Here is an 18,991-nt window from a genome sequence, read left to right on the forward strand (position 1 = left end):
CACAGCGAAACCGGTTCAGTGTTTCAGCGTCGCGACAGTATTTCCGTAAAGCACAACCCACGAGAAAAACAGTACGGCATCGAATCGCCCGTGCGCGGATCGAGCGAGACGCCCCTTTCGGACTTCGAAGAGTCCCAAAAGCGAGCGCGACTGGCTCGAACGATCGAAGGCGAAATCATTCCAAGGTTGAAGCTCGCTCATGGCACGTCGGAGAGCGGGCAAGCGGAAAACGGCATGCCGGTGGTGCTCGACATGCATCGGGTTCCGAATGCGAGCGACATCGAAGCCTTCGCCAAGCTGGTCATCTCCCAGGACGTCGGCGTTGCCCTGGCGCATCTGGAGCTGCTGCGCGCGCACGGCACATCGCTCGACTGCCTGTTTCTGGACTTGCTGGCGCCCTGCGCTCAGTTTCTGGGCGATCTCTGGCTGGCCGACGAGTGCAGCTTCATCGACGTCACCATCGGACTCGCCCGGCTGCAGCAGATCCTGCGCGAGCTCAGTCCCGACTTCGAAGCGGAAAACACCGACGAGGCACATCCCGGCCGGCGGATCCTGCTGATGCCCGCACCGGGCGAACAGCATGCCTTCGGCTTGTCCCTGGTCGAGCATTTCCTGCGTCGCGCCGGTTGGGAGGTCACGGTCGCCTCCGCGGACAACAGATCCGTCAGCAAGCTTCTGCGCAAAGAGTGGTTCACAGTTGTCGGTTTCTCCATGAGCCGTGTTGGGTTGCTCGATGGCCTGCAGTCCTGTATCCGATCTTTGCGTCAAGTGTCTCGCAATCCGGGTATCTCCTTCCTGGTAGGAGGTAACGCATTCAACGAACGTCCCGATCTGGTATCGCGTGCCGGAGCCGATGGGATGGCCGGAGATGGGTGCTTGGCGGTTCTGGAAGCCGATCGTTTGTCGGCGCCGCCCTGCGTGTCGGCCGCCGCCGCGCCGACGAGGAAAAACAGGAAGCACGATGGAGCCGCGGGTCTCGCACGACAGCGCCGTTCAGTTTAGGACGCCGGAGTCCTCGCTCGGGGATCTCGATGCCGGATTTGCGGCCGATCTCATTGCGACGGCGGCGGATATCGCCCTCGTCGTCAATCCAGACGGTACCATTCACGACGTTGCCCTTGGGCCCGAATGCTCCAGCTTGGAAAGTGCCAAGTCCTGGATCGGACGGCCCTGGATCGAGACCGTTACCGTCGAAAGCCGAGCCAAAGTCGAACGACTGATCCACGAAGCTCAAGAGTCGGCGCCGCCGCGCTGGCGCGAAGTAAATCATATTTCGGCTGGCGACGAGTCCTTCTTGGTTCGCTACGCGGTCCTGCAGGCGGGGCAAAACGGCCGGATTGTCGCGATCGGCCGTGACCAAAGGGTGCTGACCGACGCGCAACAGCGCTTGATCGACTATCAGCAGTCTATGGAACGGGAGTACGCCCGCCTCCGCCACGCCGAGACGCGCTACCGGCTTTTATTCCAGATCTCATCTGAAGCCGTATTGATCGTCGATGCCGGCAGCGGAAGCATCATCGATGCGAATCCGGCAGCCGCCAAGCTGCTCGGCAGCGGTGAAAAGCGCATCGCCGGCAAGGCTTTCCTCGATCTCTTCAAACCGAAGTCGCGCCAGGCCGCGGAGACGCTTGTGGCAACGGTGCGCGCCGTCGGTAAGGCGGAGCGCACCGAAGCGACGCTGGCTTCGACCAGTCAGCCGATCTCGATCTCCGCCACCCTGTTCCGCCAGGACAAGACGGTTCATATTCTTGTACGCCTTGCGCCACTCGTCGGGCCGCTCGATCAGAAGCAACCGCCTGAGGCCGAGACTCGCGTGGCCCGCGTGATGGAGAATTTGCCCGACGGCTTCGTGGTGACGGACCTCGGTCGGAAGATCCTGAGCGCCAACGCGGCTTTCCTGGAGATGGCTCAGCTGGTCGGCGACGAGCAGGCGATCGGCCAACCGCTCGAGCGCTGGCTCGGCCGTCCAGGTGTCGACAGCCAGGTGCTGGTGAAGTCCCTGCGCGAACAGGGATCGGTCAGCGACTATGCAACGGTGATCCACAGCGAACTGGGCACCACCGATGACGTGATGGTCTCGGCCGTATCGGTGGAGAACGGCGAGGAGCCCTGCATAGGCTTCGTCATCCGATCCATCGGTAAGCGGGTGGCAACGAGCTTCAGGCCAAGCGAAGAGCTGCCGCAGTCGGTCGAGCAACTGACGGAGTTGGTCGGCCGTGTCCCGCTCAAGGACCTCGTGCGCGATACCACCGATATCATCGAGCGGCTTTGTGTCGAGGCGGCTCTGAAACTGACCGGCGACAATCGCGCTTCGGCGGCGCAGATGCTCGGTCTCAGCCGTCAGAGCCTCTATGCGAAGCTTCGGCGCTACGGCATCGGCGAGGAAACCGAAGCCGGGTAGAGCCGATCCGGTTCCGGGAGATCGTCGTCCGGCTCCGTCTGCCGAACCGGCTTCAATCCGCATCTCCTTCGCGCGTCCGCTCTCGCCCCGAAACCGGAAATTGATGCGTATCAAAACTCGTCCGTCCGGGCGGAACGATTGTCGCGTTTGCTTGACACTTTTTGACGTCAACATAACACTACAGTCATGAGCGATCGCGCAATCGAGACTGCCGCCCGCGCCCGCGCCTATCCGGCGCCAGGAACGGTGCTGGAGCTGCTGAAGCCGATCACCTGGTTCGCACCGATGTGGGCTCTCATGTGCGGCGTGGTGTCGTCCGGTGTGCCTCTGCTCGAGCGCTGGTGGGAAATTCTTCTGGGGATCGCGCTGGCCGGCCCGCTGGTCTGCGCCACCAGCCAAGCGGTCAACGACTGGTTCGACCGCCACGTCGACGCGATCAACGAACCGGATCGCCCGATCCCCTCGGGACGCGTCCCGGGCCGCTGGGGCCTCTACATAGCGGTGGTCTGGTCGGTCATGTCGCTGATCGTCGCCTGGGTCCTGGGCGTCTGGGTCTTCTGGGCGGCCTTGATCGGCCTTCTGCTGGCCTGGGCTTACTCGATGCCGCCGGCCCGCCTGAAGCTGAACGGCTGGTGGGGCAATGCCGCCTGTGGATTTGCCTACGAGGGCATCCCCTGGTTCACCGGAGCCGCCCTGATGATGGCGATGGCCCCCGACTGGAAGATCGTGATCCTGGCGGCGCTCTACTCCCTGGGCGCCCACGGCATCATGACCCTGAACGACTTCAAGGCGGTCGAAGGCGATCGGCAGATGGGTGTGCGCTCCCTGCCCGTACAGCTAGGAGTCGCGCGTGCCGCCAAGTTCGCCTGTCTGGTGATGGCGCTTCCCCAGGCCGTCGTGGTTTGGCTGCTGTTCGACTGGGGCCACCCCATCTACGCAGCCGCCGTTGCCGGCCTGCTTCTGCTCCAGCTTATCTTGATGATCCGCCTGATCGGCCGCCCGCGGGAACTGGCACCTTGGTACAACGCCACCGGTACGACCCTCTACGTCGCCGGAATGCTGATCTGCGCTTTCGCGATCCGCCCCGAAATGGCTGCGCTGACAGCCGTGGGCACGTCATGAGTGCAGACCTCCCATGAGCCCGGCCGGATCTCTCGGTTGGCTCGGCATCCTTCGTCTGGGCCTGGTGCAAACGGCCCTCGGCGCCATCGTCGTGCTGACCACCTCGACCATAAACCGGATCATGGTGGTCGAACTGGCTCTGCCGGCGATGCTGCCCGGCGCCCTCGTCGCGCTGCACTACGCCTTGCAGGTTCTGCGCCCGCGCTGGGGCTACGGCTCGGACAAGGGCAGAAGACGCACGCCCTGGATCGTCGGCGGCATGGCGGCCTTGGCGCTCGGCGGGTTGGGTGCGGCCGTGGCGACGGCCTGGATGGCAAGCAACCTGCTCGCCGGTATCGCCCTGGCGACCGGCGCATTCGTGTTGATCGGCGGCGGCGTGGGGGCCGCCGGTACGGCGCTGCTGACCTTGCTGGCGACCCAGGTTCCGGCGCGCCGGCGCGCGGCGGCGGCCACTCTGGTTTGGATGATGATGATCGCAGGCTTCGTGATCACCGCGATGCTGGCCGGCCATTTTCTCGATCCCTTCTCGCCCCGGCGACTGGTGCTGGTCTCGGGTACGGTCTCCGGGCTTGCCTTTCTGCTGACCCTTCTGGCGCTTGCCGGGGTCGAGAGGACCGGCGCTCGCGGTGATACGCTTGCCCCGTCGCAGCCGCGCGTGGACGGCAGTTTCCGGGAAGCGCTCGAGCAGGTCTGGGCCGAACCCGAAGCGCGCCGCTTTGCGATCTTCGTCTTCGTCTCCATGCTGGCCTACAGCGCCCAGGACTTGATCCTCGAACCCTTCGCGGGCACGGTCTTCGGGCTGACGCCGGGGCAATCGACCCAATTGGCCGGCGTGCAGCATGCCGGGGTTTTCGTCGGCATGCTGTTGGTCGGCGTCCTGGGAAGCGCGGCGCGGCAGCGCCGGATCGGATCGCTGCAGACCTGGATCGTCGGCGGTTGCATCGCTTCGGCTCTGGCCCTTGCCAATCTCGCGTTCGGCGGCTTGATCGGCGGCGGCTGGCCGTTGCAACCCTCGGTCTTCGCGCTGGGCGTCGCCAACGGCGCCTTCGCGGTCGCCGCCATCGGCTCGATGATGAGACTGGCCACCAAAGGTGCGGGGTCACGTGAAGGCGTGCGGATGGGCCTTTGGGGCGCGGCTCAGGCCGTCGCCTTCGGCCTCGGCGGCTTTCTCGGAACCGCGGCCATCGATCTTGCGCGACTGACCATCGCCTCGCCGGCGGCCGCCTATGCGACCGTATTTCTCGCCGAGGGACTGCTGTTCCTGGTCGCGGCCCACCTCGCCATCGGCCTTGGCCGCAAGACGGAGACCGACTTCAAAACGACAGGCGTAAGCATGCCCGCCGCCAGCCAGTAGCGCGGGTCAGGAGGAGGCGACAATGACTCAGGCAAACCATGTCCCGGAGCAGTTGCAGCCGGAGACTTCGGAGGTCTTCGACGTCATCGTGGTAGGCGGCGGCCCGGCCGGCGCGACGGCTGCCAGCGAGTTGGCGCGCGCCGGCCGATCCGTTCTGCTGCTCGACCGGGCCGGGCGGATCAAGCCCTGCGGCGGGGCCGTTCCACCCCGGCTGATCCGCGATTTCGCCATCCCAAATCACCTGCTCAAGGCGCGGATTACGAAAGCGCGCATGATCTCGCCGAGCGATCGCGGCGTCGACATGCCCATCGAGGGCGGCTACGTCGGCATGGTCGACCGCTGCGAGTTCGACGAGTGGCTGCGTGAGCGCGCCGCTAGCGACGGCGCAGAGCGCCGCACGGGCACCTTCGAGGCCTTCGAACGCGATAGAGATGGAACGGCCGTCATCTCCTACTCCAGAGGCGCGGCCTCCGGAGCCAAGCAGCTGATGCGCGCACGTGGCAGGCTGATCATCGCCGCGGACGGCGCCCGCTCCCAGGTCGCCAAACAGGCAGGCATCCCCAATGCCGAGCGGGTTCCCTGCGTCTTCGCCTATCACGAGATCGTCGCCTCGCCGAAGCAAGAGTCCGAAAGCTTCGAGAGCGACCGCTGCGACGTCTACTATCAAGGTAAGCTCTCGCCGGACTTCTACGCCTGGGTCTTTCCGCACGGCGAGTCGACGAGTGTCGGCGTCGGATCCGCCAACAAGGGATTTTCCCTGCGCGGTGCCGTCGACGCCTTGCGAAGCTCCACCGGCATGAGCGGCAACGAGACCATCCGCCGGGAGGGTGCGCCGATCCCACTGAAACCCCTGAAGCGTTGGGACAACGGTCGCGACGTAATCGCCGCCGGCGATGCGGCCGGAATCGTCGCTCCCGCCTCGGGTGAAGGAATCTACTACGCCATGCTCGGCGGCCAGTTGGCGGCTCATGCGGCCGAACGTACCTTGAGTACGGGCGATGTGCGACAGCTCACCGGCGCCCGCAAAGAGTTCATGCGTGCGCATGGGCGGGTTTTCTGGATCCTCGGGATGATGCAGAAGTTCTGGTACTCGAGCGACCGGAGACGCGAGCGCTTCGTCTCCATCTGCCAGGATCCGGACGTCCAGTACCTGACTTGGCAGGCTTACATGGAGAAGAAGCTGGTCAAGGCCCGGCCCGGCGCACACCTGCGTATCTTCCTGAAAGACATGGCCCACCTGCTGCGCGTGGTGTCTCCGTGACCGACGGTCAGGGCACGACAGGACAAGATACGACAGGTCGGGGAACGATGCTCCGATCAACGCGGCGCGACCAGAAGCTTCTGCCGATTCTGGTCGCCGCCGTCGTTGCGGTTCTGGTCGCTGCACTGGGCAGCACCATGACCGACCTGGGTCCTTGGTATCAGTCGCTCGAACAACCGAGCTGGAGACCGCCGGACTGGGCTTTCGGCGTGATCTGGACCGTCGTTCTGGGCCTGGCCGTGCTGTCCGCCGCGACCGCCTGGCGGGCGGCGCCGAACCGCGGCGTCCGCGACGCCCTGCTAATGCTGTTCCTGCTCAACGGCCTCCTGAATGTCCTCTGGTCGGCGTTGTTCTTCACCTTTCGCAGACCCGACTGGGCCTCGATCGAAGTTCTGTTTCTCTGGGCCTCGATCGCCGTGCTGATCGTGATCCTGTGGCGTTTTGCCCGAATGGCCGCCTTGCTGTTGGTGCCCTATCTCGCGTGGGTCAGCGTGGCTGCCGCACTCAATCTGGCCGTGGTGCGAATGAATCCGCCCTTCGGTTGAGACAAAGAAAGGAAGGGAGAGACCGCTATGGCCGTCTGGACGGACACGGAGGGACGCGGCGCCGGTCCACGGCGAAACAGCGCCGCGAAGACCCGAAGCAAGGCCGTCGCCCGCCCGCTGTTGCGGCTGGAAGACTACTTTGCCGGCCATACGCGCGCCTGGGGTCTCTTCCAGGATCGCTTCGGCAAGCTGAAGCGTCAGTTCGATGTCGAGATAGAAGGCGACTGGGACGGAAAGAGACTGACCCTCACCGAAGACTTCGTCTACGACGACGGCCAGATTGAACAGCGCATCTGGCGCATCGTGCCGGATGGCCGGAACGGGTACCGCGGTACCGCAGACGACGTGATCGGCGAGGCCCGCGGTCGGGTCGTCGGTAACCAGCTTCACTGGCGTTATCGCTTCTCCCTGCCGCTCGGCACCAAGCGTCTGCTCGTCGATTTCGATGACCGCATGTTCCTGCAGTCGGACGGCAAGCTGATCAATCGCGCCCGGGTAACCAAGTTCGGCCTGCTTCTCGGGGAAGCGACGATCGTCTTCGCCAAAGGCTGATCGCCTCCGGTACTGGAGTCCCTCTCAGCAGAGCGGTCGTACCACAACGGACGCCCGCAAATCGGACAACCTCCGCAGTTCACCGGCGGGGCGGTGAGATGCGGTCCGCTCACGTGCCGACCGAAGGCCTTGAACGGCCACAACTCAAATCAAACGGGAAAAGAAAAAGGGCCGCCTTCATGATGGAGGAGACGGCCCGAGTGGAGGGTCTTGACTGGCCTGAGACGGCTTGGAGCAAAAACGCGATCGTTCGGGCTTTCTAGCGGTCCGAACGATCGCGGTCCGGTTTAGTTGCTCACTTGGCCGGTCTGGCGGGTCGGCGGATCCTGAAGGTCGGCCGGTCCCGGCTGTTGCAGGCTGGGATAGTCGAGCACCATCTGCGCACCGAACAAGGGCTTGTAGACTCCCTGGTGGCAGGTCGCGCAGTTGGCCTTGGGCGCGTCGCCCAGCGGGCCGAGGCGCATGTCCGGATAGACCGGCCCAAGGGGCTCCAGATAGTTGACGTTGAGATCGCGCATCATACGGATACCGTGCCAGGCAACGGCACGACTCGCCGGTGCCTGTTCCCAGGACCCGAAGTTATTCGAATTGTGACAGTAGGTGCAGTTGACCCCCAACGATTCGGACATGTGAATCATCAGGCCGTAGGTCCACTCTGTCTGTTTGATCGTCCGCTCGTTGCCGTGGGGCAAGGCCTCGTTGCCGACAACCCGAATGTTGGCTTCATCGTGTATGAAGGGCCGGAAGACATCCTGCGGCAGCGAAGTCATGCCGACTTCCGGAGCCGCGATGTTCTGGCCTGCTCGATCGCCAACCAAACCGCCAGCGTAGAGTGCATCCGGATCGTCGAACCAGATATTCTCCGGAACCGGCTGACCGGCGTGACAAGTATAGCAGGTGACACCCGTCTCGGCGACGTGGTTCGTCCACTGGCTGTTCAAATGCTGCGTCATCTGGATCATGCGGCGCGAGACGACCTTGGTGTAGATCCCATCATCGGCCAGGTTGCCATCCTCACTGTGGCAATAGGTGCAGCCCTGCTCCGGCGAGACCCACTCGGTCATGGCCGCCATCAGGCGGTCGAAATTGCCGACATTGAGATGCCCCAGCACCTGAACGTTCTCATAAACCTCGGACGCCAAGGGACCTTCCCCTTCTTCCAAAGGCCACGGCTCGGCCGGAACCTGACTGGCTTCCAGCTGGCGCTCCACCGTGTTGGCGTTGAGCACCACCTCCTTGCCCGTACCTCGATAGCCGCGCTGGACCGTCTCGGTTGCGATGGGGGCCGCGAAGAAAGCCAGGATCACCAGCAACCCGACGATGGCGATACCGAAGCGGGTCGCAAAAGGTGGAATGTGGAATTTCATTGGGCTGCTCCCGGCGTCAGAGACGGATCGGGTACCGTTGGATAGACCTCCGGATACATCGGGGCGAAGTCATGCTTGACGGCCCAGAGGTACCAGTTGTCGACCACGGTTCCGGTCAGAAGGATGCCGATCCCACCGGTCAGGGTCGTCAGAACGGCGAACCACCAAGCCCAACGGTGGATGGATTCCATCGTCGCGTTGAAGCCCATGGTCCAGCGCCAGAACAGCCCGGCCCGCTCCGCCGCCGTACCCCGATCGACGATCTGGTCCAGTTCCCGGTCTCCGCCCAGACGGGAGACCGCCAGGATGGTGGCGCCGTGCATGGCGAACAGCAGTGTCGAGCCGTAGAGGAAGACGATCGAGAGTGCGTGGAAGGGATTGTAGAAGAGGTTGCCATAGCGGATCGAGAAGGCTGCCGTCCAATCCAGGTGCGGGAAGATGCCGAAGGGTACGGCCTCGCCCCAGCTGCCCATCAGCAGCGGTCGGATGAAGCCGAGAACCAGGTAGAGCCAGATCGCCGAGGCGAAGGCCCAGGCTACATGGGTGCCCATGCCGAGTTCGATGGCCCGCCGGTAGGTACGGATCCACCAGAGAATGATTGAGGCCGTCAGAAAGAAGCCCGCGAGCAGCCACCAACCACCCTGATTGAGCGGCGGCAGACTGAGGCCGTAGGACGGTGGTGGCGGTTCAAGGGCCAGCCAGAAGAGTTGCCGGACGAACTGCACTGGGTCCCAGCCCACCGACGCCCACATGTTCAGCCCGATGATCTCGATGGCGATGAACCCGCAGAGCAGCGAGGTGACACCGAACCAGCCCAGATAGATCGGACCGATCTGCGCGTTTCCGATGCGGCCGAGCAGATGGTTGAAGCCGGGTGTCCCGCGGCGGGGCCAGAAGCTCTCGTCAATCGGGACGCCAGCCTCCGCCGGCCCGCGCACCTGGGTCTGCGTGAAAAGATTCTGATATTCAGCCATGCTGCGGACCTCCTAAGACCAAACCGGCAGGTCGAGCCACCAGTTCCACCACTCCGGCCAGCCACGGGTCCAGAAGGGACCGCTGATCACGATGCAGACGGCGCTCCAGAACCCCGCGTTCAGCGCCAGGAACAAGCCCAGACGGTGGATGCCGAGCGTGCCAACGGAATAGCCGATGAAATCCCGGAAGAACGTGTCCTCGTGCTCTGGCGTCTTGACCGGTTCGCCCTTGGCGGGATTGGCAGCCGAGAGAACCAGCGAACCGTGCAGCGCCAACGCCAAGGTCGTGGTGAAGAAGAAGGTCACCGCGATCATGTGCGCCGGGTTGTAGTGAAAGTGCAGGTACTGGTAGCCGACGTTGGAGACCCAATCGAGATGGCTGAAGATGCCGTAGGGGAAACCGTGGCCCCACGCACCCAACAGGACGGGTCTGACCACGACAAGACTCACATAGGCGAGAATCGCGAAGCTGAAGGCGACCGGCACATGCAGACCTATGCCCAGCTTTCGGCAAATCTCGACCTGGCGCAGCGCCCAGGAGACGAACGCACCGATCGCGCAGATCGTGATCAATTGCCACAGACCGCCTTCCTTCAGGGGTGCAAATCCGAGCCCGTACGACAGATCTGGCGGGGCAATGTTGATCGTCCAGGGGTTCCAGGTCGGGCCGATCGCCGCACCGTATAGGATCAGTGCAGTTCCCAGTGCCGAGAAGAAAATCGTCGTGACGCCGAAGAACCCGACGAAGAAAGGGCCGACCCAGAAGTCGAAGAGATCTCCTCCAACCAGGGTCCCGCCCCGCACGCGGTACTTCCGTTCAAAACTGAGCATGGCCATCGCTTGAGACCTCCAGGAGACTTGCCGGCCCAGACCGGTGGTGGAAGGGCGAACGAGTCAGACGACACACGCGCCTTCCACCACCGCCGGGTCGATGCTCGGCGTCCGTCCTACGAGCGCAAAATCTCGTCCGACGGCAAGGCCGACATCTGGGACGCGGCACCCGCAGCACCCGTGGGACCTTCCAGCCAGTTGAACCGGTCGGTGCTGAGCAGAATGAAGTGGATCAGCAACGCCAGAATGAACAGGAAGGTGAAAAGAGCGACCAGCGTGCGACGCGGGTCGAAGATCATCCAGATTCTCCACATCTCTCGTCTCTCCCTATCCGATCAACGTGAGAGCCTGCAGCGCGATATCTTTCGCACCGTCAAGCATAGCCGCATCGGTGTAGCCGCCGGGTCCCGGCAGCCAGGGCCGCCACAACCAGGCGAGGATATGCGCAAGCACGGCAATGCCCGTGAATATGATGAAACTCTTCACAAAAATGCCGTGAAACTCCTGCGCCTCGTCTTCGTTGAGACCGGTCAAGGAACGTTCCGACATGAACGCAGCCTCCAATCACATGGCCTTAAGGCCGCTGCCGTACCCATCCCGTACGGCTGGGATCGGTCCAGGTTGTCCTCCCAATCGGGAGGATGAGCCCGTTACCGTCGCATTGCCTGGCCGGAGCCAGACGATCTCCTTGTCTTTTGTCTTCAGGTCATGAAGACAAAAGGCAGAACCCGGTTCGCGGCCGCCTTCGCTTCGCCGAAGACCGACCCCTTGCCGCGCAGCTCCGTCAGACCCGGTCGCCACGAACGGGGCAGCAAACGTGCCAGAACGGCAATCGTCAGAAAGATCGGAAAGCTGACGGCAAAGTAGAGCCAGAATTCGTAGCTTCCCGCGTTCCGGCGGCGATTGCGCACCTGGCCCGAGCGGCTGCCATGGCCAGGCAATCCGGCCTCGACGTTGGTGCTGTGACGAAGAGCGAAATCAGACATGAACGTCACTCCGCTGAGAGGCCGTTGAACGGTTCGCTCCGCTAAGCCGAGCGATCCCCCGTCGTGCGGCAATGGCGACCGCCTCTTGTCGCCATGCCGTGAAAAGACTGTCGAAAGGGCGCCGCCCCGACGGCCCCGCAGTGCGAAGCGAAGCGGCAGCATCATGTGAAAACCCTGCTGTGAAGATCCTGGTCATGCCGCCTGCCCCTCCGACTGCGCGCCTTGCGGTGCGCGGAGATGAGCGAGCGTCACTTCAGCAGCGCCGGCGCGGCGCGCGGCCGCCTCCGCGCCGTCGCGCAAGCGCTTGGCGAAGGAGATACGCGTCAACACCGGGTGAGCGGCCACCAGATCGTCCAGCGCCTTTTGCGCCTCGGGCAACCAGGGGAGCTCGCGATGCAGCCTGGAGGGCGTCGGCTCGACCCGGTCCAGCTCGGTGCCCAGCGGCAGAATGTGGAAGAGCGCGTCGAACAGTTGGTTGCAGACTTCCTGCACCAGATAGGTTGCGCCGGCATAGCCCATGAAGGGCGTTCCAGTGTGACGCCGGACGATGGCCCCGGGGAAGGAAGCCGGGAGGTACATGGCCCGCGCTCCGATCTCCGCCAGATACATGCGCTCGTTGTAGCTGCCGAAGAGAATGAGCGGCGTCTTGGTCCGCACCGCATCCCGCACGGCTTCATTGTCGGGTTTCACGCCGGCGCTGCGTCGGAACGAGAAGGTGCAGGGCAGACCGAGTTCGGTTTCCAGAAAATTACGCACACCGCGCTCGTAGGTCTCATTTGCAACGATGGCGAAGCTTGCGGTGCCGAAGAAGTCCTGGGTGACGGAGCGCCAGAGATCCCAGATCGGCTTGATGGTGGTGTGCTTCTCCCGTGCGATGAAGGGCTCTGGATCGAGCCCCGTCAACTCGCCGAGCGTCCGCAAGAACTTGGTGGTCGAGTGCAGACCGATCGGCGCCTGCAGATAAGGCTTGTCCAGTCCCTCGCAGAGCAGTCGTCCGAATTCGCGGTAGAGACAGATGTTGACATCCGCATCGACCAGTCGACCGACATCCTTCAGATGGCTGCCCAGCGGGAAGACCTGGTTGATCTCGCAGCCGATGCCTTCGACCAAGCGGCGGACCTCGGCGAGATCGCTCGGCATGTTGAACATGCCGTAGGCCGGCCCGATGATGTTGACGCGCGGCTTGGCACCCTCGGGGCGCTTGCTCTCCTTCGGCGCCTTGCCTTTGCGCAGGCCGAACTCCGTCCAAAGCCAGTTCATGGCGCGGTCGGCACTCTGCCACTGGTCCTCGTCGATGGTGCGCGGCAGGAAGCGTCGGATCCCGGTTCCCTCGGGCGTGACGCCGCCGCCGATCATCTCGGCGATCGAGCCCGTCACCACCACCGCCGGCTGGCTCGGATCGAGAGCCTCATGGGCGCGCTTCATGGCGCCCTCGGTGCCCTTCTGGCCCAGCTCTTCTTCCGCGAGACCGGTGACGACGATCGGCAGTTCGTGCGGCGGCAGAGCATCGGTGTAGTGCAGCACCGAGGTGACCGGCAGGTTCTCGCAGCCGACCGGACCGTCGATGATGCACTGCAGGCCCTTAATGGCCGTGAAGACGTAGACGGAACCCCAGTAGCCGCCGGCGCGATCGTGGTCGAGCACTAGCATGCGCCGGCCTCCTTCGCGGACTGCTGCTTGAGGGGTTTGCTCGCTTGCGGTTTGGCAACAGGCTTCGAGGCGGCTTTCGGCGCGACCGGCAGGTCTTCCCAAATGCCGGCGGCGTGTCCCTTGCCGACGCCCGCGAAGAAACTGTCCATCTCCTCGAAACGCGCCTTGTTGCCGAGTGCGGCGTTGACCACCTGGCCGAGCGAGCCCGCCCCCGCCGGTCCCATCAAGGGCCGGGCGGAAATGAGATTCGTGAAGTAGAGCGCCGGCACCGCCTGCTCCTTAGCCTTCTGCACCACCGGCGTCGTACCGACCGCGAGGTCCGGCTGGAACTCGGCGAAGGCCGCAAGGTCGTCTTCCAGGGACGCCCGGTACTTCACCATGACGCCACGGCTCTCCAGCCACTCCCGGTCTGGATCGGACCAGACGGTCCGGGGACAGGCCGTTCCGACGTAGCGAACGTCGGCACCGCTCTCGATCAGCAACCGTGCCACGATCAACTCCGAGCCTTCATAGCCGGAGAGCGTGATCCGCCCGTCGATCGGCGCCCCGGCCAGGGCCGTGCGAATGGCCGGCAGGAACTGAGCCTTGGCGGCATCGATCTGCTTTTCGGGTACGTTGCAGGTCTTGCCGATGGCCTCCAGCCAAGCTGCCGTGCCGTCAACTCCGACTGGCGCCGAGCCGACGACGGGCCGGCCGGCGGCGTCGAACTCGCGCACCGAAGCGGTGTAGAAGGGATGGATCGCGGCCACGGCCGCGCAGTCCAGAGCGGCATAGAGCTCGCGCCACTCCCGTGTCGGCACGGTGGGACCCGTCGCCAGGCCCAGCGGCTTCAGGAGTGCTGCCAGCGTGACCGGATCGACCGGGAACATCTCGCCGAGCAGCGTCACCGTCGGCGCCTCGCTGGCACCGCCGCGGGGCGCGGCCACCGGGCCCTGCTCCGCTTCGCTGCGTGCGTAGTTCAGCATGGCCCCGGCCAGCACGTCCTTGGCCTCGGCGTGGGTCGGTATCCCGAACCCCGGGACGTCGATGCCGATGATGCGGACGCCGTTGATTTCCTTCGGCAGAAGCTGCAGCGGCACGCCGGAGGCCGTCGGGACGCAGAGGTTGGTGATCACCACCGCATCGTAAAGCTCGGGATCCGCCAGCTTGTGGACCGCGTCGCGGATGTCCTCGAACAGCTTGCCGGTGACAAGAGTCTCCGAGTTGAAGGGGACGTAGCCGACGGTTCGGCGCGCGCCGTAGAAGTGGGAGGTAAAGGTCAAGCCATAGACGCAGCAGGCCGAGCCGGATAGCACCGTCGCGGTGCGCCGCATGCGCAGGCCGACGCGCAAGGACCCGAAGGCGGGACACATGGACTGCGGTTGATCGTGCGGGCCGGTCGGGTAGTCACGCGCGTAGCGATCCAGAGTCTCTGACTTACCGGCCTTCTCCGCCGCCGCTTTCAACTCGGCCTTGCCCGCGTGGCAACCGAGTCCGTCGGTCTCGGTCGCCTTCACGTTAATGTCGGACTCGTTGATATCGGGCGCGACGCGACCCTCGGCCGGCTTCGGCGCGGGACCGCCGGCGTCCGGAGCGGCGGTCATGAGGGGATCTGTGATCTTGCGTGTCATTTAAGATCGCTCAACCTCTCTCAGACCTCGTCGTAGACCACTTCGAGGGACGGCTTGTTCACCACTGCGCCGCCGCACATATCCTCAAGCGTCGCTGGCTGGAGCACGACGTCGCGTCCGGTTTCGGCGGCGGAGAAGAGAGCGAGCAGGCCGTCTTGATCGAGCGGCGCAGGCTCTCGCGGCGGCGCCTCCGCGACGTTCTTGGCCAGCTCTTCGAAGAGACCGCCCCACTCGCCGCCGGGATAACCGACGATCTGGTAGTTAGCCGACTTGCGGCGGATGTCCTCATGTGCGGGGATCGAGGCGAGTACGGGAATGCCGACCGCGCTGGCGAAGGCCTTGGCCTCGCCGGTTCCGTCGTCCTTGTTCACCACCAGGCCGGCGACGCCGACGTTGCCGCCCAGCTTGCGGAAGTACTCAGTCGCCGAGCAAACGTTGTTGGCAACGTAGAGCGACTGCAAGTCGTTGGATCCGACGACAATCACCTTCTGGCACATGTCGCGGGCGATCGGCAGTCCGAAGCCGCCGCAAACGACGTCGCCCAGGAAGTCGAGTAGAACGAAGTCGAAGCCCCAGTCGTGGAAGCCCAACTTCTCCAGCGTTTCGAAACCATGGATGATTCCGCGCCCGCCGCAACCACGTCCGACCTCGGGACCGCCCAACTCCATGGCGAAGACACCGTCGCGCTTGAAGCAGACGTCGCCGATCTGGACCTGCTCGCCGGCCGAGGTCTTCTTCGAGGAGGTCTCGATGATGGTCGGGCAGGCCTTGCCACCGAACAGCAGAGAGGTGGTGTCCGATTTCGGATCGCAACCGATCAGCAGCACCTTCTTGCCTTGCTGCGCCATCATGTAGCTGAGATTGGAGAGCGTGAAGGACTTGCCGATGCCGCCCTTACCGTAGATCGCGATGATCTGCGTTTCCTTGGTCACCGGGCCGGTGCTGGGGGCTTCGGGTTCGATCGCCGCCTCCTCGCGAAGACGCTGATGCATCTGCGCCGAGGCGTTGGCCGTTGCGGCGTTATCGGGCGCCGAGTTACCGGACTTGGAAAAATTTGGGGCCGCCGTCATGAGCGCTCACTCCAATCCAGGATCATCTTCAGGCAGGAAGGGTCTTCGAAGGCGGTGCGGTAGGCCGCCTCCGCAGACGCGGCCGGTGCGCGGTGGGTGATCAAGTTCGCGAGAGACAGCTTGCCCCCGTCGATCAAACCCTTGGCCGCCAGCAAGTCCGGGCGTTTCCACTCGGCGGCGACGCGCAGCCGCGCCTCGCGCAAGAAGGCCGGAGGAAAAGCGAAGCTGAGCGGCTGGCTGTAGAAGCCTGCGAGCACGATCTCGCCGCCCGGTGCCAGCTTGCCGATCAAGCTGTCGAGCAAGCCGTCGGCGCCGCTAACGTCGTAGATGGCGCTGTAGCCGCGCACCTCGTCTTCCGTCGGATCGATGACGCGGTAACCCTCGGCGCCGTCGCGCCTGTCGGGATTGACTTCCCAAACGGTGGGAGAGCCGCCCTCGGCGCAGGCAATGCGCGCGAGCAGCCGCCCCAAGACGCCGTGACCGACGATCAGGTCCGGAAGCCGATCGCCCCCGCCCGCAATCGCATGATAGGCAGTGGCGGCAAGGGCCAGGAGAGTTCCGTCTTCGGCAAGACCGTCACCCAGCGGGACGGTCTTGTCACCGGCGACCACCAGGCGCGCGGCGGCGCCACCGAAGAGCCCCCGAACATCCCGATATGCGTTGGTGCCCGGCACATAGACCCGCTCGCCGACCGTGCGGCCCGAGTCGACGCCAGCCTCGATCACCCGGCCCACCGACTCGTAGCCGGGAACCAGCGGATAGCCCATCCCGGGAAAGGACGGCATCTTGCCGCTGTAGAGAAGACGCTCGGTCCCGGTGCTGATCCCGGACCATTCGGTCCGAACGACGATGTCGGCGGCGGCCGGATCGTTCAAGCCGACGCGATCCAGCGCAAGCTCTCCCGGTTCCCTCAGCACAACCGCCGTTGTTTCCATTTTGTGCCTGTCTCCCGAAGGTCGCGGCACCTCTGTCGGGATGCCTTTCCACCACACATGTCAGCGTAACTTTACGGCCGTATATGTCAAGACTACATTACACATACGCTGTCAACTTTGAGCTATCGCAAGTCGGCCTGCTGCCGGGCGCGCCGGGCCAAAGACTCTTTCCGCCTCATCCTCATGCTTCGGCCACCAGAAGCCTGGTCAGCAGAGGCCGATCGGTTGCGACGAGTCGACTGCGGCGAAATCCAGCCTCGGCCAGCAGTGCTTTCAATTCTTCCGGATAACGGGGCCGCCCGCTGCCCATCGCCAGCAGATAGAAGCCGAAGTAGGCGGCACCGGCGGGCTCCGCGCCAGGCGCACCGCTCATCGGCTCGGCCAGCAGCAGGCGGCCGCCTTCGGGCAACGCCATGCGCACCGACCGCAAGAGGGCCAGCGCCGCTTCGTCGTCATGATCGTGAACGATGCGGAGCAGAGAGATGACGTCGGCGCCACCCGGCAGCGGATCGCCATGGAAGTCACCGCCGGTCGCCGCGGCGCGCGCGCCCAACCCCGCCATCGCAAAAGCCGACTCGGCGCGGGCCGCCACCGCCGGCAGGTCGAAAAGACGCAGATGCAGTTGCGGCCAGCGCCGCGCCGCAGCCAGCAGGAAGGTCCCCTGCCCGCCGCCGACATCCATCAGACAGCGATGACGCGCCAGCGGATAGGCGTTCAGCACCTCCTTGGCGATCATCGCTTGGGAGGCGGACATCAGGTCGGAGTAACCGGTCACCCCCGGGGGCGCCACCTCTTCCGGAGCGGGATTTCCGGCGTAGGCCCAGAAGCGCTGCAGGCGGGTTTCGCCGACCTCGCCGCGCAACAAGGCGACGGGGTCCGCCAAATCCTCGTAGAGCAGGGCGTGATGCGCGACCATCTCGGCGACCCCGCCGTTGCCGAGCAGAGCCGCGCCGTGCGGCCCCAGGCCATAGCTTCCGGCGCTGCGCTTCTGAACCAGCTTCAGGGCCACCGCCGCTTCGAGCAGACGATAGGTCTGTGCCTCGCTCAGGGCGAGTCTCGGCGCCAACTGGGCGACGGTCTGCGGCGCATCAGCCAGCTTCTCGAACAGCTGCAGGCGCACGCAGGCCAGCAGGATTTGCGAGTAGATGAAGCCGCCGCAGAGGTCGAACAGCGCGGCAGCCCGGCGCCGTGCGATCGGTCGCGTCAGAGGAAAGGTCGCTGCCCAGCGCTGAAACCTGGGGCTGGACAGGAGCCGATCGCGCCACTCCAGCCAACGGTCGTGCAGGGTCGGCCTCATGCCACCGGTCTCGCCGGTGCGGGACAGCCCCGCCGGATCGCTTTCGCGTGGCTGGGCGACTTCAGGCAACGCTCGCCCGGACCAAGTGCTTCGGCGTCAGCCGCTTGGCCTGAAGCAGCACCAACTGTCTCAGTTCTTCGGCACCGGGAGCAGCGGGAATCGAGTCGACCGCTTCCTCCAAAAGCTGTTGAAGGCGAACACAAGCGCCCTCCAAGCCGAACTCCGCGACAGCGGTCGGGCGGCCCAAGGCCTCGTCCTGACCGGCCGGCTTGCCCAGTTCCTCCGGCGTACAAAGCGCGTCGCGCAGATCGTCGGCAACCTGATAGGCCTCGCCCAGCCGGTCGCCCAGAGTGCGCCAGGGACCCGGGTCGGCACCTGCCGAAACCGCGCCGGCCACACTGGCGGCGACAAAGAGCGCACCCGTCTTGGCACGCTGATACCGGCCAAGATCGGGATTGGGTTCGCTCTCCCACGCCTGGCCCCCGATCAGGCCACTGGGCGTACCGACGGAGCGCGCCACCGTCACCGTCAGCGCGGGCAGCCGTTGGGGCATCGCGGCGCCCGCCAGCGCCAGGCATTCGAAGGCCATCACGATCAGAGCATCGCCGACCAAGACTCCGAGCGCTTCGCCGTAGACGGCATGAACCGTCGGTTTGCCCCGGCGGAGATCGGCATCGTCGAAACAAGGCAGGTCGTCATGCACCAACGAGGCGCAGTGCAACAACTCGACCGCAGCGGCCGCCGAATCGCTCATGGCCGGCGTATCGTCGCCGCAGGCCCTGGCGACCGCGAGACAGAGCTGCGGTCGGACCCGCGCGCCACCGGGAAAGACGGCGTAGCGTATGGCCGCCGCCAGCTTCGGAGGTGCCGTAGAGACCTCCGCGCGCGCCACGGCCCCGTTCAAGGCCTGTTCGATTCGCGTGGCAGCATCCATTGCAGCCTCCTCCGCACAAAAGATGCATGTAAGGCTAACTTGTCATTTCTAACTGTCAAGTTTGTTGTACAGTTTCGATGCCTCTTTCTCGAACGAGCTGGC

General features: G+C 64.7%; 19 protein-coding genes. 7 read left to right on the forward strand and 12 right to left on the reverse strand.

Features of this window, described 5'->3' with window-relative positions; all coding sequences use genetic code 11:
• Positions 1–90: 90 nt before the first annotated feature.
• From DBZ32_RS20545 to DBZ32_RS20575, 7 genes are all read left to right on the forward strand, one after another.
• Positions 91–1,002, forward strand: coding sequence for a cobalamin B12-binding domain-containing protein (locus DBZ32_RS20545; RefSeq protein WP_162906889.1), 912 nt, complete (start codon positions 91–93; stop codon positions 1,000–1,002).
• Entirely contained in the window at positions 962–2,401 is a 1,440-nt protein-coding gene (ppsR, locus tag DBZ32_RS20550; RefSeq protein WP_119169142.1) for a transcriptional regulator PpsR, read from the forward strand. The genes DBZ32_RS20545 and ppsR overlap by 41 nt, the downstream gene beginning before the upstream one ends.
• 186 nt (positions 2,402–2,587) lie before the next feature.
• On the forward strand, positions 2,588–3,523 hold the full coding sequence (gene chlG / locus DBZ32_RS20555) for a chlorophyll synthase ChlG (RefSeq protein ID WP_119169143.1): 936 nt from the start codon (positions 2,588–2,590) through the stop codon (positions 3,521–3,523).
• Positions 3,524–3,536: 13 nt separating this feature from the next.
• Positions 3,537–4,877 (forward strand): BCD family MFS transporter, encoded by a 1,341-nt coding sequence (locus tag DBZ32_RS20560; RefSeq protein ID WP_119169144.1) that lies wholly within the window; start codon positions 3,537–3,539, stop codon positions 4,875–4,877.
• A gap of 22 nt (positions 4,878–4,899) precedes the next feature.
• A complete protein-coding gene (locus tag DBZ32_RS20565; RefSeq protein ID WP_119169145.1) occupies positions 4,900–6,138 on the forward strand; it encodes a geranylgeranyl diphosphate reductase in 1,239 nt (412 codons plus the stop codon).
• 47 nt (positions 6,139–6,185) lie between these two features.
• A complete protein-coding gene (locus DBZ32_RS20570) occupies positions 6,186–6,683 on the forward strand; it encodes a TspO/MBR family protein (RefSeq protein ID WP_119169146.1) in 498 nt (165 codons plus the stop codon).
• Positions 6,684–6,710: 27 nt separating this feature from the next.
• Positions 6,711–7,235: a DUF3833 domain-containing protein gene (locus DBZ32_RS20575; protein WP_119169147.1), complete on the forward strand. Its 525-nt coding sequence runs from the start codon at positions 6,711–6,713 to the stop codon at positions 7,233–7,235.
• Between the two features lie 287 nt (positions 7,236–7,522).
• Here DBZ32_RS20575 and pufC read toward each other — a convergent pair whose 3' ends face one another.
• From pufC to DBZ32_RS20635, 12 genes are all read right to left on the reverse strand, one after another.
• Positions 7,523–8,602 carry a photosynthetic reaction center cytochrome PufC gene (gene pufC, locus DBZ32_RS20580; RefSeq protein WP_119169148.1) on the reverse strand — a complete coding sequence of 360 codons (1,080 nt, stop codon included), beginning with the start codon at positions 8,600–8,602 and terminating at the stop codon, positions 7,523–7,525.
• Complete coding sequence (gene pufM / locus DBZ32_RS20585; protein WP_119169149.1) at positions 8,599–9,576, reverse strand: photosynthetic reaction center subunit M; 978 nt, start codon at positions 9,574–9,576, stop codon at positions 8,599–8,601. Before pufM ends, pufC begins: the two co-directional genes overlap by 4 nt.
• A gap of 12 nt (positions 9,577–9,588) precedes the next feature.
• Positions 9,589–10,413 carry a photosynthetic reaction center subunit L gene (pufL, locus tag DBZ32_RS20590; RefSeq protein ID WP_119169150.1) on the reverse strand — a complete coding sequence of 275 codons (825 nt, stop codon included), beginning with the start codon at positions 10,411–10,413 and terminating at the stop codon, positions 9,589–9,591.
• A gap of 110 nt (positions 10,414–10,523) precedes the next feature.
• Entirely contained in the window at positions 10,524–10,721 is a 198-nt protein-coding gene (pufA, locus tag DBZ32_RS20595; protein WP_119169151.1) for a light-harvesting antenna LH1, alpha subunit, read from the reverse strand.
• A gap of 13 nt (positions 10,722–10,734) precedes the next feature.
• Entirely contained in the window at positions 10,735–10,956 is a 222-nt protein-coding gene (gene pufB / locus DBZ32_RS20600) for a light-harvesting antenna LH1, beta subunit (protein WP_119169152.1), read from the reverse strand.
• 152 nt (positions 10,957–11,108) lie between these two features.
• Positions 11,109–11,393 carry a hypothetical protein gene (locus DBZ32_RS20605; RefSeq protein WP_119169153.1) on the reverse strand — a complete coding sequence of 95 codons (285 nt, stop codon included), beginning with the start codon at positions 11,391–11,393 and terminating at the stop codon, positions 11,109–11,111.
• Positions 11,394–11,585: 192 nt separating this feature from the next.
• Positions 11,586–13,043, reverse strand: coding sequence for a chlorophyllide a reductase subunit Z (gene bchZ, locus DBZ32_RS20610; RefSeq protein WP_119169154.1), 1,458 nt, complete (start codon positions 13,041–13,043; stop codon positions 11,586–11,588).
• Positions 13,037–14,653 carry a chlorophyllide a reductase subunit Y gene (gene bchY / locus DBZ32_RS20615; RefSeq protein ID WP_235830289.1) on the reverse strand — a complete coding sequence of 539 codons (1,617 nt, stop codon included), beginning with the start codon at positions 14,651–14,653 and terminating at the stop codon, positions 13,037–13,039. The genes bchZ and bchY overlap by 7 nt, the downstream gene beginning before the upstream one ends.
• Before the next feature lie 20 nt (positions 14,654–14,673).
• Complete coding sequence (locus DBZ32_RS20620) at positions 14,674–15,645, reverse strand: chlorophyllide a reductase iron protein subunit X (RefSeq protein WP_119169251.1); 972 nt, start codon at positions 15,643–15,645, stop codon at positions 14,674–14,676.
• A gap of 74 nt (positions 15,646–15,719) precedes the next feature.
• Positions 15,720–16,658: a chlorophyll synthesis pathway protein BchC gene (bchC, locus tag DBZ32_RS20625; protein ID WP_119169155.1), complete on the reverse strand. Its 939-nt coding sequence runs from the start codon at positions 16,656–16,658 to the stop codon at positions 15,720–15,722.
• A 181-nt stretch (positions 16,659–16,839) separates the two neighbouring features.
• A complete protein-coding gene (locus DBZ32_RS20630) occupies positions 16,840–18,024 on the reverse strand; it encodes an acetylserotonin O-methyltransferase (protein ID WP_235830290.1) in 1,185 nt (394 codons plus the stop codon).
• Positions 18,017–18,889: a polyprenyl synthetase family protein gene (locus DBZ32_RS20635; RefSeq protein WP_119169156.1), complete on the reverse strand. Its 873-nt coding sequence runs from the start codon at positions 18,887–18,889 to the stop codon at positions 18,017–18,019. Before DBZ32_RS20635 ends, DBZ32_RS20630 begins: the two co-directional genes overlap by 8 nt.
• Between the last annotated feature and the right edge of the window lie 102 nt (positions 18,890–18,991).

Origin of the sequence: Algihabitans albus, from assembly GCF_003572205.1 — a bacterium.
GTDB lineage: Bacteria > Pseudomonadota > Alphaproteobacteria > Kiloniellales > DSM-21159 > Algihabitans > Algihabitans albus.

Coding starts and splice junctions, on each gene's coding strand:
- bchC (WP_119169155.1), bottom strand. CDS start 16,658: ATGGAAACAACGGCGGTTGTGCTGAGGGAACCGGGAGAGCTTGCGCTG.
- pufA (WP_119169151.1), bottom strand. CDS start 10,721: ATGTGGAGAATCTGGATGATCTTCGACCCGCGTCGCACGCTGGTCGCT.
- DBZ32_RS20570 (WP_119169146.1), top strand. CDS start 6,186: ATGCTCCGATCAACGCGGCGCGACCAGAAGCTTCTGCCGATTCTGGTC.
- pufL (WP_119169150.1), bottom strand. CDS start 10,413: ATGGCCATGCTCAGTTTTGAACGGAAGTACCGCGTGCGGGGCGGGACC.
- DBZ32_RS20620 (WP_119169251.1), bottom strand. CDS start 15,645: ATGCATCAGCGTCTTCGCGAGGAGGCGGCGATCGAACCCGAAGCCCCC.
- DBZ32_RS20575 (WP_119169147.1), top strand. CDS start 6,711: ATGGCCGTCTGGACGGACACGGAGGGACGCGGCGCCGGTCCACGGCGA.
- pufB (WP_119169152.1), bottom strand. CDS start 10,956: ATGTCGGAACGTTCCTTGACCGGTCTCAACGAAGACGAGGCGCAGGAG.
- ppsR (WP_119169142.1), top strand. CDS start 962: ATGGAGCCGCGGGTCTCGCACGACAGCGCCGTTCAGTTTAGGACGCCG.
- DBZ32_RS20635 (WP_119169156.1), bottom strand. CDS start 18,889: ATGGATGCTGCCACGCGAATCGAACAGGCCTTGAACGGGGCCGTGGCG.
- DBZ32_RS20560 (WP_119169144.1), top strand. CDS start 3,537: ATGAGCCCGGCCGGATCTCTCGGTTGGCTCGGCATCCTTCGTCTGGGC.
- bchZ (WP_119169154.1), bottom strand. CDS start 13,043: ATGCTAGTGCTCGACCACGATCGCGCCGGCGGCTACTGGGGTTCCGTC.
- pufC (WP_119169148.1), bottom strand. CDS start 8,602: ATGAAATTCCACATTCCACCTTTTGCGACCCGCTTCGGTATCGCCATC.
- chlG (WP_119169143.1), top strand. CDS start 2,588: ATGAGCGATCGCGCAATCGAGACTGCCGCCCGCGCCCGCGCCTATCCG.
- bchY (WP_235830289.1), bottom strand. CDS start 14,653: ATGACACGCAAGATCACAGATCCCCTCATGACCGCCGCTCCGGACGCC.
- DBZ32_RS20605 (WP_119169153.1), bottom strand. CDS start 11,393: ATGTCTGATTTCGCTCTTCGTCACAGCACCAACGTCGAGGCCGGATTG.
- pufM (WP_119169149.1), bottom strand. CDS start 9,576: ATGGCTGAATATCAGAATCTTTTCACGCAGACCCAGGTGCGCGGGCCG.
- DBZ32_RS20565 (WP_119169145.1), top strand. CDS start 4,900: ATGACTCAGGCAAACCATGTCCCGGAGCAGTTGCAGCCGGAGACTTCG.